Source organism: Veillonella sp. KGMB01456, from assembly GCF_023051165.1.
Classification (GTDB): Bacteria; Bacillota; Negativicutes; order Veillonellales; family Veillonellaceae; genus Veillonella_A.
This window is the reverse complement of record NZ_JALKIG010000055.1, coordinates 1-11,763: the sequence shown is the minus strand read 5'-3', so window position 1 is coordinate 11,763 and position 11,763 is coordinate 1. Positions and strand designations below refer to the sequence as shown.

Genomic DNA, 11,763 nt, shown 5'->3' with positions numbered 1-11,763 from the left:
GCGGGACACCCTGATTAAAAGTCAGGTGCTCTACCAACTGAGCTAATGAGTCATGCAATGGCAGGGGCGGCTGGGATCGAACCAGCGCATAATGGAGTCAAAGTCCATTGCCTTACCACTTGGCGACGCCCCTAAGTGGGGTGAGTAGTGGGGATCGAACCCACGCGTAACGGAGCCACAATCCGCCGTGTTAACCGCTTCACCATACCCACCACTGTGGAACATACAGAGGAAAGTATCCCCCGTAACGAATGATATTGTATCATTCTCCGAGGGATACTGTCAACTATTATTTTTAATTAACTAGTTATTTTTTGATTAAATAATCTTTTACAAAATTAGGCAATGCAAATGCCGCCTTTTGTATCCCCTCATTATAGTATTTAGTTGTAAACGTCTGTTCACGATTAGCTTCCCATGTTAATGGGTCATATTTCTTCGAACCCATAGTGAAGCAATGCATCCCGGTTGGATAGATTGGAATAAACGCCGTATAAAGACGGGCAATCGGGAAGTGATTCGAAACATAGCCGAATACTTTTTCAACCAGCGGCTGATGCATCATAGGTGATTCAGTTTGTTGCACAAAAAGACCATCTTCTTTTAAAGCCTTATACGTATTGGCATAGAATTCATCGGTAAATAAACCTTCCCCCGGTCCGATTGGGTCGGAGCAATCTACGATGATTACGTCGTATTTATTTTCAGCCTCAGCCATAAAACCAATGCCGTCACCAATAGTTACTGTGAGTTTTGGATCTTTGCGAATCATGGCATCGGCAATGGTCGGCAAATATTCTTTGGCAAGCTCTACTACTTTGCCGTCAATTTCAATCATGGTTACAGTTTCAACGCAATCATGGCGTACGCATTCTCTGGCTACACCACCGTCACCGCCGCCGATGATCAAAACATGTTTTGGGTTCGGATGCAAGAACAAAGGAACATGGGACATCATTTCATGATAGATAAACTCTTCCCGCTCCGATGCTTGGAACACGCCATCCAAGGACAACATAGTGCCATATTCTAAGCTGTGAACCACTTCAATTTTCTGAAATTCCGATTGTCCGGAATATAAAACTTTATCGATTTCTGCGCTCAATTTCAAATGAGCGGACTGATTTTCTGTAATCCAATCTGCCATTGGTAACCTCCTAATCGATTAACAAGCACTAATCCTACCAAATCAGTGAATACAAATTTGAAAACTCCACCCCTTAATAATTGCAAGCTGCCTTCGTAACCACAATCATACTCGGCAATCATAGCCGGACTTGATATTCACAAGCACCCCTTGATAATTGCAGCTTTCTATAGCCAATTACTGTTGCTTACGTACGGCATAGGCGAAACCGCCGCCCAACATGGTATCTTGTAACCATCTTTTCAGTGAAAAAATGCGTTCAATTTCTTCATCGTATACTACGCAACGCACATCATCATTGTTTTCCGTCAATTTTACGATAGGAACCCAATGCCATGTGGACAAGCCTTTTTCATTACCGCGATGACGATTCAAAAAAGCAACCGGCGAATCACTGCCGAGCCCCTGTTTAATAAAGTTTACTACCTGCTGCAACGGTTGACGACATACAGCAAAGGGGTAAACCCCCATCATCTTCACGGTGTAAGGCAATTCTTTCTTTTCACAATAGTCATTCAGACCTTCCTGAAACCACTGTGTTTTATACAAACCGCCACCGATGCGGGGACGCACATATTGAAACAATTCTTCCATGCGCTTTAAAGCAGCTTCGCCATCATTACTGGTCGTACTATCGAGCAAACCGTCCCGGAACTGCACGTAGCTGATTACCTGTGTAGCCGTCGTCGGGCCGCACCCGGATAAACGCTGCCAATCATCATGATACCATTCTTGGTTATAACCGTAAGAAAAACGGCCGTCTTTTTTCACCTGCAACCATTCAGGATGTTTGAGTGTCAAACTCTCCATATATTACTCAATCCTCTATTACATCAACTTAATTTAACATATAAAATTATTGTAATAGTGACCTTCTATACATAGACCTACGATTAAGCTTAGTCTTCTACAACTTCAACCTTAACCATACGGTCGCCTTGCTGAATGCCATCTACTACATCCATACCTTCAATTACTTTACCAAATACAGTGTGAACACCATCCAAATGAGGTTGTGGTTCATACACGATAAAGAACTGACTGCCCCCTGTATTCGGACCGCGGTGAGCCATGGACAAGGCACCGCGTTCATGTTTGTGCGGATTACCGATTAATTCATCTTTAATGGTGTAACCGGGACCACCCGTACCGTTGCCGTTAGGACAACCACCTTGGGCTACGAAGCCCGGAATTACACGATGAAATGTAAGGCCGTCATAAAAACCTTCTTTGATTAATTTTTCAAAATTAGCAACCGTACCCGGTGCTTCTTTTGCAAATAATTCAATCGTAATATCGCCTTTTTCCATATGGATAATCGCTTTTTTCATGCTATTCTACCTCCAACAATGTACGCAGTACATAACTCGACAACATAAGACCCGCTACGGATGGTACGAAACCGCAAGAGCCGGGACTGCGTGAATCGTCATCACGAGTCGGCGTCATCGGCTTTTCAGTGGAAAAAACTACGGTCTGTTTCTTGATTCCGCGTTTGCGCAATTCGCGGCGAATAACTTTGGCCAAAGGACAGGTGTGAGTTTTGCTGATATCGGAAATGCGAAGTAATCCCGGATGCATCTTATTACCCGTGCCCATTGACGAAATACAAGGAATACCTAATTCCTGACAGTTTTCAATAATCGCCAATTTAGCCGTTACCATGTCAATCGCATCGATTACAAAATCTACCTTAATGTCCTTGATAAAATCAGGATACGCTTCCTTGGTATATACGATATCGTAAGTATCTACCTGCATATCAGGTCGAATCGACAAAGCGCGCTCTTTGGCCACTTCAACCTTACGACGACCGATAGTTTCCTGCGTCGCAATAAGCTGACGGTTCAAATTACTTACCGTAACTTTATCGCCGTCAATCAAAACTAAACGACCGATACCGGTGCGCACTAATGCTTCCATGGCAAAACCGCCTACACCGCCGCAACCAAACAAGGCTACCGATTTAGTACCCAAATTTTCTAATTTTTCTTTTCCTACCAGCCATTCTAAGCGGGTAAACATGTGTTCCATTCAAATCTCCCATCAATAATACACTTTTTACTGACTGCCACCAAAGTGACTACTACAAGCTGCCGCTCTTAGGCAACAGCGTTTTAAAAATAAGTTGGCGCTAATATATTTTCGTCAAAAACCGCATCATAGAGTACGAATTCAACGATTCACAAATTAGCGCTTCAACCATTATACCGCAAATTAACGAAATAACTACTATTACTTCTAATTAACGAGTTGCCGGAATTACTTCCAACCAATAACCATCCGGATCGGCAATGAAGTAAATGCCCATGTTAGGGTTTTCATACACAACACAACCCATTTCTTTGTGTTTTTTGAAAGCCCCTTCATAATCATCAACAACGAATGCCAAATGGAATTCGTTATCACCTAAATTATACGGGCGATCCCAATCACGTAACCATGTCAATTCCAACTGATGATTACTGCTGCCGTCTTCCAAATATACGATTTTAAAAGAACCGTCAGCCGGCTCAATGCGACGACCCGGTTTTAAACCTAAAGCGTCTTCGTAAAATTTAATGCTTTTATCTAAATCACGAACATTAAAATTATTATGTACCATTGTAAATTTCATGTTTGTAATCTCCTCTCATCACATAAAAAGTCATACGAACTTATTTAATTTTCTATTTCAAAGTTTACTGCTCAAAATATTTAATACTGCTATTTAATAGTATCATAAATCTCGATATATTGCTATATGATGAAGTAACAATATGACAAACTACTATATGATGTATCACTTTCAACACGCATAGGGCTACCCATTTTCTTCGCCCGTATATCTACGGTACTAAAAAGTGAGCCGTACTGCCCTTATTGGTAGCTTCCACAACCAAATGGGCCGGTATGCGCCCCTTCAATTCAGGCACATGAGAAATAATACCAACCAGGCGACCCGATTTTTGCAATTCCACCAAGGTTTCCATGGCAATATCGAGCGTATCCGGATCCAAAGTCCCAAAGCCTTCATCAATGAAAATCGTATCCAAGTGAATCCCACCGGCATAGGCTTGAATAATATCGGCTAAACCCATAGCCAGCGACAAAGAAGCAAGGAAGGTTTCACCGCCGGACAAGGTATTAGCCGGCCGTTCATAACCCGTATAGGTATCGAGCACCGACAGATCAAGGCCACGATGGCCGCGACTGACACTGTCCGCCTGAGCGCGTCGCAATTCATAGCGCCCTCGGCTCATCTGACGTAGCCGCACATTGGCGGCTACCACCACTTCTTCCAAAATAGCCCCCAATACATAGCGTTCAAAGGTTACCCCTTTTTGCCCGGCATTGCCGCCATTAGCAAGCTCATAGAGATTATTAATAAACGTAAATCGTTCGGTTATCGCCGCATTATCGGCCACTAATTTACTGTATTCGGCTAAAACTTCCTCGAGATGACGAACCGTCTCCGCTGCCTTCGTTTCGTTACGCACAGCATTTTCATAGATAACTGATGCTTCGTCCTTCATTTCTTTCGTTACAACCATGGACGGTTCTGCCAACGACGCCAAATCATTGGAAGCCGCCGTCAGCAAAGTTTGTACGCGGTCCACTGCCGCATCATAATTCTTGACAGTTGTTACGAATTCCGTCTTGCGTGCCACCATCGGCCGAAGCTCCAACAAATCAGCGTCACTCAATTTCGACCGGCGAAGTTCCGCTTCAATCTCTTGATCTTTAACCGTAACCTCGTGCATCGTTTCCCGTTGCTGTTTTTCTAAATTTATAATAGTCGTTTCATTTGAGCTCTTGGCCTGTAAATAATCCCGCTCCGCTTCTTCAAATTGAAGCTGTTCCTTTTCAAAAGTGGCGAGCCACGTCTCTTTAGCTTGTAATTCTTTCGCCCAAGAAACCTTATCTATCGCTTTTACCGCCTCTTGATGAAGAGCCAAACCTTCCTGCTTGCCTACGAGCTTCGTGCGCGTATCCTGATAGCTTGTTTCTTTCTCTTTCAATTCTATGCGAATGGTCTCGATAGTATTATTTAAAACTGCAAGGGTATCATTCAATTGTGTGACTTTCTTCTCTTTTACGGCTAAGGCTTGACTACGCTGATTCAGAATAGTTTTAACACTGTCCGCTTCTGCCAAAAACTCACAAGCAACCGTTGATTTTATATCTATATCACTATGTTCAGCCAACCAGGCTGCTATAGCCCTTTCACTTTCTTTGACCGCCTCATCGGCACGAGTCCATTGCTCGGCAGCCGCGCTCTGTCGTTCCGCCCGGGCGGATGTTTCTTGTAACGCTTTACTATACGCTTTTTCCGCGTTCATCATGGCTTCTTCCGAGTATTCATCAGGCAAAACCGCTTTGTGAGGATGGTCCGTAGATCCGCAAACCGGACAGGCTTCATGGGTCTTCAAAGCGACCGCTAATCCCGCTGCCGCAAATTGCCGGCACAGATTTTCCTGATGCGCTCGCTCCATGAAAGCTAATTCTTCCTGCTGCTTAGCTTCTTCATAGGCATGACGCGTGTTAGCCGCTTGTACTTTGGCCGCTGCCCGCTCTTCTATTAACTGCGTTGCTTTTTCACCCAGTTGAACAGCCGTCAAAACAGCCTCACGTTCCTTCATGAGTTGACTCTGATTACCTAAAGCCTTCCGAAGTTCTTCCACACTCTTACCGGTTGTATCCGCTTCTTCCAGCTTAGTTTTTAAAAGTTCATTCGCCGCCTTTACCGCCTTTTCCGCATTTTCAACGTCTTCCCCAAGCTGTTTTAATTCAGTCTGAAGTAAGGTGATAGCATCAAAATGCGCTTTAATCTCGCCGGCCTTGTGAATATCCAAACGATAGGTTTCACTCATAGGTTTACGCTCTGCCAAGGATGCCTTCGTAGCAGTTAGCGTCTCCCCGGTTTTCAGGAGTGCCTCTTTATCGGTCCGCGCAGCTATTAAATCATCGGTAAGTTGCTGCTTTTTAGCTTCTAGTTTTGCCCGTTCCGTTTCTTTCTGAAAAATCGGCGTCACTTGTTCCAAACGCTCTATGATTTGTCGTGATCCATTAACAGATTCTGCTTGTTTCATCAAATCAGCGAGCTCCGCTTGTTTTTCATTAATGGTGGCGCCTAATGTTTGGCGCTTTTCCCCTAATTCATAGTCAGCCAAAATTTTTACCTGATTGGCTTGCGCCTCTGCCAGGATGCCGGCCGCTTTAGTTTGTTCCGCTTCGGCACTACTCAATTTTTCACGCAAATCTGTTTCAGTCTTTACGCCCTCTGTACTCAATAAATACCGTTGACGGTCCACCACCTCACGCGCCGATGCATATACTTTGTCATGTTCTTCTTTGAGCATGTCCTGCAAACGGGCATATATTTCAGTCCGAAAGAGACTGTGCATCAGCGTTTCACGCTCTGAAGTAGGGGCTACCAGGAGTTTACGAAATTCCCCTTGAGGCAGTAATACGACTTGCAAAAACTGTTCCGCTTTAAAGCCCAGAATCTCATGTACCTTTTCCTTAATATCATTGGCGCGACTGCTGAATTCCTGCCATTCGCCATCTTCTAAAACGGCTAATGACGCTACGGCAGCCTGCTCGCGAAAGCCTTCACCGCGTCGTTTCTTTACCTTTTGTTTCGGACACCGTTCAATCTTATATTGACCATCACCTACTGAAAACGTAAAGGTAACTTTCGTCAATGTTTCCGGTGAAGCGTAATCACTGCGCATGCTTGTGCCGCTGCGCAAACCGCCACTGGATTCGCCGAACAAAGCATAAACCATGGCATCTAGAATGCTTGTTTTACCGGCTCCTGTCGGCCCCGTAATAAGGAATAAACTTTCTTCTTTCAAATCAGCAAAGTCCAAGTGAACCGTATCCGCGTAAGGACCAAACGCCGTCATCGTTAAAGTTAAAGGTCTCATGTCAGTCCTCCTTAATCAAACGTTCCCAAAGAGAGTTCATAAATTCCTTCTCCTCGTCACTTAACGGCTCATTACGAACGGCCAAAGCAAAATCTTCAAATAATTCACGCTCTGATAATTCTTTATAATTTACGCGATTGTCGGCAGTCAGTTCCGCCTGCATACGGCCCGTAAGCTCCAAGGACATGGCGTATGGAAAAACGTCACGCAAGCGTGCCATGCCGTCGATAACCGGTTCCGTATCCGCCAGTTCAACTTGTAAATACGTATCTTTGTAAGTTTCATGAAGTGCCGTATCTTGCAAAATATCATTAAAATTGCCTTTAACAATGGCTACATCATGTTGCGCTTCGATACCAACCTGTTCAATTTGGCAGTGGCCCTTTGCATCCATATCAACAATGGTAAATGACTTATTATGATTCGCCTCATCAAAGGAATATTTTAATAGGGACCCGCTATAGCGAATGTTATCGGTCCCCATGCGTTGCGGCCGGTGAATATGTCCCAAGGCCGTATAATTAAACGGCGCAAATACGTCGACCCCCACATTAGCGGTACCGCCAATTACCAAAGGTCGTTCTGATTCACTGGTAATACTGCCGGCCACCATAGTATGAGCCATGCCGACCGTACGCATTCCTTGCGGCACGAGGCTACGCAAATAATCGGCCCAAGCCGCATAGGTTTCGCCATAGGCTACCGCGAGATTTTGCCACTCATCCAAACGCTGCTTCGCCGGAACCGTTTCCAATAAATTGGTAAAAACTGTGCGCGGTTCCGTAAATGGCATAGGACAAAAGGCAATCTCGCCATACCCGTCTTCCAAATAGAGGGGCTCTAAACTGCGGTCCATCCGCCCCCACACATGAACGTGTGATCTAGAATACAAATCACGGCCCATGTCGAGGCGCTCCGCACTGTCATGATTACCGCCGATAACCAGCGTCGGAATTTTATAATCCAAGGCCAACTTAGTAATCACCATATCCCATAATTCCACCGCTTCCACAGGCGGCACGGCGCGATCAAATACATCGCCCGCAATAACAACGGCATCTATCTTTGCGTCTTTCAGCAGCTTGAAAAATTGGTGCTCCAGTACATAGGCCTGGTCATTCGTAAGATGGCGGGCATAAAAAATTCGGCCTAAATGCCAATCACCGGTGTGTAATATCCGCATAGTATCCCTCTTCAAAACACGCTAAACACTGAATTTCTCTATAGGCTCCCTTTTTATAGAGATTTTGAAAAAACTAAACATCTTATACCTTACGCTTCTTTATAAACGCTGCGCAACAAGGCAATTTCCTTCGCATAACCATCCAATTCATTCGGTGTTTCCAAATAGAACGGTAAATTGCGCAGTGCCGGATGATTGATTACCTTCGTAATCGCCTCCAAACCGATATGACCTTCACCGATTTTTTCATGACGGTCTTTATGGGCACCCCGCGGATTTTTAGAATCATTCAAATGAATGGCATGTAAACGGTCGAGACCGACGATTTTGTCAAAAGATTCCATAACACCATCCAAGTCGCCGATAATATCATAATCCCCTTCGTGAATATGGCAGGTATCCATGCAGACACCGATATAATCTTTCAACTTCACGCCATCAATGATTCGGGCAATTTCTTCAAAGGTGCGCCCCACTTCAGTCCCTTTGCCGGCCATAGTTTCTAACAATACGGTAGTGTGCATGCCTTCAAACATGACTTCATTGAGGGCTTCCACAATATATTCAATGCCCTGATCAACACCTTGTTTGACATGGCTGCCGGGATGAAAATTATATAATTGATTCGGCAAAAATTCCAAACGCTCTAAATCTTCGCGCATCATGTTTTTAGCAAACTGACGCAGGGACGGATCCGCAGCACAAGCATTTAACGTATACGGTGCATGACCTAAAATTTTGCCGAAGTTATGCTCCGCCATAAAAGCTTCCAATGCTTTCATATCCGCTTCGTCAAACGTGCGGGCCTTGCCGCCGCGCGGATTGCGTGTAAAGTACTGAAATGTATTGGCCCCAAGGCTTAAAGCCTCTTTACCCATATGTAAATAGCCTTTGCTGATCGATAAATGACATCCGATAGTTAACATTGAACGCTCCTTTATTTTAAATCTATTTAATAATTAAAATTACAATTTTACAATTTATAGTACAACGGCCTAAAATTCCGCCGCGAGTATACAGTATATAATTTAACACCGATACTTTTATTATATAACAAATTACTGATTACTTGCCTAAATTCTAAGTTCACAGCCAAACATTGACAGCCATCCTATATTTTAACAACAAAAAAAGAGCCTTGCGGCTCTTTTTGTTTAATGGGTTCCTTTACGCAAACAGTCAGGGCAAATACCTTCAAACGTAATTTGCTGGCCGGTCACTTTGTAGTGACTCAATGCTTCGACTTCAGCTAAGGTATCTTCCATATTCATATCGTGCAAATCATCAACGCGATTACATACGCTGCAACGCATATGAGGGTGGTTATGAGTATCCCAGTCATAGCGGCTGGAATCATCACCAATATCAAGAACTTTTACAAGACCGATTTTTTCAAAAATTTCCATCGTCTTATATACGGTTGCTAAACTCATGGTAGGATGATCTTGGCGTAAACTCTGATAAATCATTTCCGCCGTTGGATGCTCATTTTGACCATAAAGCACTTGGTAAATCGCAATACGTTGAGGGGTTACTTTGTAACCTTCGGAACGCAGTTTTTGTGCAATATCCATAGCAATCAATCCTCTCTCCACTCGGATTTAAAAGTGTTTCGTGCAACTCTGCACGTTGCCTGTAGCTAAGTTGCTTTAACTAGAATATCAATTCTAACCAATAACAATTATTGGTTAAGTAATTATAGCAAATTTAGTATACTTTGGCAAGATAACCGCTCATCAAATCTAATTATATATGGTAGGATTAGTCTTTGAAGTACGGTTTAAAGGCACCGCTCTTATGTGCTTCCTGACCACCGCGACGGCCTTGGCCTTCCGGATTGCGGCGTTTGGAACGATTGCCGCCGGCACGACGGGAATCATCACGACCACTGCGGTCACGGAAACTGCGTTCACCATTGCGGCGATCACCGCGACGGTCGGAACTGCGAGAGCTGCGTTGACCATCACGACGACGGCCGTCTTTACCGAAAGAGCGTTTTTTACGAACCCGTAAAGGTGCTTCTTCGGTGATATTTACCGGTGTCGTATCCGGTTCTTTAGTCAATAACTTAATAGCGGCCGCTACCAACGTTACGGAATCCAAATCATTCAATAATTCTTCCGCACTGGCACGATATTCTTTAAGGTTTTCCGTATCATCAGCCATATTGATTAAGCTCTGAACGGCTAATTTCTGTTGACCTTCCAATACTTCGCCTAAAGACGGGGCTTTACGACGAGCAATTTTACGTTTAGTCAAACGTTCAATAGCGTGTAAATGTTCCATTTCACGAGGAATAACGAACGTGTTCGCCATCCCTGCTTTACCGGCACGACCGGTACGGCCTACACGGTGAACATAGCTTTCAGGGTCTTGCGGTAAGTCATAGTTATATACATGAGTTACACCGCTGATATCGAGACCACGAGCAGCTACGTCGGTAGCTACCAAGATATCGATAGTCCCTTCACGGAACTGACGAATTACGCTGTCACGTTTCTGCTGGGATAAATCACCATGAATACCTTCAGCCATGTAACCGCGTTTTTTCAAACCTTCCGTTACTTCGTCAACACGGCGTTTCGTACGACCGAATACGATGGCAAGGTCAGGTGCCTGCATGTCGAGTAAGCGACAAAGTAAATCGAACTTCTGACGATCCTGTACTTCGATGTAGTACTGTTCGATTAAGTCCATAGTAACCTGCGTCGGTTTCATGCGAATGAGGCGCGGTTCTTTTAAATAGTTTTCAGCCAAAGTCTGGATGGCCGGCGGCATGGTGGCGGAGAACAATAATGTCTGACGTTGTTCCGGCACGGCTGCCAAAATTTTATTGATGTCATCGATGAAACCCATGTTAAGCATTTCATCCGCTTCATCGAGGACAATTACTTTTACGTTATCAAAATTGATGGATCCACGTTCCATGTGATCCATTAAACGACCCGGGGTTGCGACGATAATTTGAGGATTTTTGCGCAAGCTGCGGAATTGGCGCTGAATATCCTGACCGCCGTAGATAGGCAAGGCCTGGATATGAGTGTGCTGTGCCATTTTGTTGAGTTCTTCCGCTACTTGAATAGCCAATTCACGGGTTGGCGATAAAATTAAAACCTGTACGGCACGAAGATTTTCATCAACCTGTTCCAATGCAGGAATACCGAAAGCGGCAGTTTTACCGGTACCGGTCTGAGCCTGGCCAATCATGTCTAAGCCGCTCATTGCCACAGGAATTGCTTCCTTCTGAATCGGTGTAGGTTCTTCAAACCCCATATCATTTAAAGCCCGTAAAATGGGCTCGCTAATCTGTAATTCTTCAAATTTTTCAAGCATGAACTATATGAGTCCTCCTTATGTAAATCAATCTTATTTTCGTCTAATTTTCGTCGGCGCATTCTAATATTATATCACAAACAAAAGAAGATAACCAAATCAGAATCCCTATTTTTTCCAATTTGGTTATCTTTTGCTAATTGCAATATCAAATGCGACAAAATTTTAATCACGAATTTATATGTTTA

General features: G+C 44.1%; 10 protein-coding genes and 2 tRNA genes. All 12 read right to left on the bottom strand.

Going from position 1 to position 11,763, the window contains the following annotated elements; genetic code table 11:
* Positions 1 to 58 precede the first annotated feature (58 nt).
* Positions 59 to 133: transfer RNA gene (locus tag MXE28_RS10705), tRNA-Gln, on the bottom strand.
* Between the two features lie 3 nt (positions 134 to 136).
* Positions 137 to 212, bottom strand: a tRNA-His gene (locus tag MXE28_RS10700).
* 95 nt (positions 213 to 307) lie between these two features.
* Positions 308 to 1,147 (bottom strand): polyamine aminopropyltransferase, encoded by an 840-nt coding sequence (gene speE / locus MXE28_RS10695; protein WP_021840764.1) that lies wholly within the window; start codon positions 1,145 to 1,147, stop codon positions 308 to 310.
* A 177-nt stretch (positions 1,148 to 1,324) separates the two neighbouring features.
* Positions 1,325 to 1,957: a hypothetical protein gene (locus MXE28_RS10690; protein WP_021840763.1), complete on the bottom strand. Its 633-nt coding sequence runs from the start codon at positions 1,955 to 1,957 to the stop codon at positions 1,325 to 1,327.
* A gap of 89 nt (positions 1,958 to 2,046) precedes the next feature.
* Positions 2,047 to 2,478, bottom strand: a complete 432-nt coding sequence (locus tag MXE28_RS10685) for a peptidylprolyl isomerase (protein ID WP_021840762.1) — start codon at positions 2,476 to 2,478, stop codon at positions 2,047 to 2,049.
* A 1-nt stretch (position 2,479) separates the two neighbouring features.
* Positions 2,480 to 3,181: a tRNA threonylcarbamoyladenosine dehydratase gene (locus tag MXE28_RS10680; protein WP_021840761.1), complete on the bottom strand. Its 702-nt coding sequence runs from the start codon at positions 3,179 to 3,181 to the stop codon at positions 2,480 to 2,482.
* Positions 3,182 to 3,392: 211 nt separating this feature from the next.
* Positions 3,393 to 3,764, bottom strand: coding sequence for a VOC family protein (locus MXE28_RS10675; protein ID WP_021840760.1), 372 nt, complete (start codon positions 3,762 to 3,764; stop codon positions 3,393 to 3,395).
* A gap of 211 nt (positions 3,765 to 3,975) precedes the next feature.
* Entirely contained in the window at positions 3,976 to 7,059 is a 3,084-nt protein-coding gene (locus MXE28_RS10670) for an SMC family ATPase (protein WP_247240149.1), read from the bottom strand.
* Position 7,060: 1 nt separating this feature from the next.
* The gene (locus MXE28_RS10665) at positions 7,061 to 8,242 is read right to left on the bottom strand and encodes an exonuclease SbcCD subunit D (RefSeq protein ID WP_247240148.1); all 1,182 of its coding nucleotides are present in this window, start codon (positions 8,240 to 8,242) and stop codon (positions 7,061 to 7,063) included.
* An 89-nt stretch (positions 8,243 to 8,331) separates the two neighbouring features.
* Positions 8,332 to 9,168: a deoxyribonuclease IV gene (locus tag MXE28_RS10660; protein ID WP_021840757.1), complete on the bottom strand. Its 837-nt coding sequence runs from the start codon at positions 9,166 to 9,168 to the stop codon at positions 8,332 to 8,334.
* A 228-nt stretch (positions 9,169 to 9,396) separates the two neighbouring features.
* Positions 9,397 to 9,816 (bottom strand): transcriptional repressor, encoded by a 420-nt coding sequence (locus tag MXE28_RS10655; protein ID WP_021840756.1) that lies wholly within the window; start codon positions 9,814 to 9,816, stop codon positions 9,397 to 9,399.
* A gap of 187 nt (positions 9,817 to 10,003) precedes the next feature.
* The gene (locus tag MXE28_RS10650) at positions 10,004 to 11,575 is read right to left on the bottom strand and encodes a DEAD/DEAH box helicase (protein ID WP_021840755.1); all 1,572 of its coding nucleotides are present in this window, start codon (positions 11,573 to 11,575) and stop codon (positions 10,004 to 10,006) included.
* Between the last annotated feature and the right edge of the window lie 188 nt (positions 11,576 to 11,763).

Coding starts and splice junctions, on each gene's coding strand:
- speE (WP_021840764.1), bottom strand. CDS start 1,147: ATGGCAGATTGGATTACAGAAAATCAGTCCGCTCATTTGAAATTGAGC.
- MXE28_RS10690 (WP_021840763.1), bottom strand. CDS start 1,957: ATGGAGAGTTTGACACTCAAACATCCTGAATGGTTGCAGGTGAAAAAA.
- MXE28_RS10685 (WP_021840762.1), bottom strand. CDS start 2,478: ATGAAAAAAGCGATTATCCATATGGAAAAAGGCGATATTACGATTGAA.
- MXE28_RS10680 (WP_021840761.1), bottom strand. CDS start 3,181: ATGGAACACATGTTTACCCGCTTAGAATGGCTGGTAGGAAAAGAAAAA.
- MXE28_RS10675 (WP_021840760.1), bottom strand. CDS start 3,764: ATGAAATTTACAATGGTACATAATAATTTTAATGTTCGTGATTTAGAT.
- MXE28_RS10670 (WP_247240149.1), bottom strand. CDS start 7,059: ATGAGACCTTTAACTTTAACGATGACGGCGTTTGGTCCTTACGCGGAT.
- MXE28_RS10665 (WP_247240148.1), bottom strand. CDS start 8,242: ATGCGGATATTACACACCGGTGATTGGCATTTAGGCCGAATTTTTTAT.
- MXE28_RS10660 (WP_021840757.1), bottom strand. CDS start 9,168: ATGTTAACTATCGGATGTCATTTATCGATCAGCAAAGGCTATTTACAT.
- MXE28_RS10655 (WP_021840756.1), bottom strand. CDS start 9,816: ATGGATATTGCACAAAAACTGCGTTCCGAAGGTTACAAAGTAACCCCT.
- MXE28_RS10650 (WP_021840755.1), bottom strand. CDS start 11,575: ATGCTTGAAAAATTTGAAGAATTACAGATTAGCGAGCCCATTTTACGG.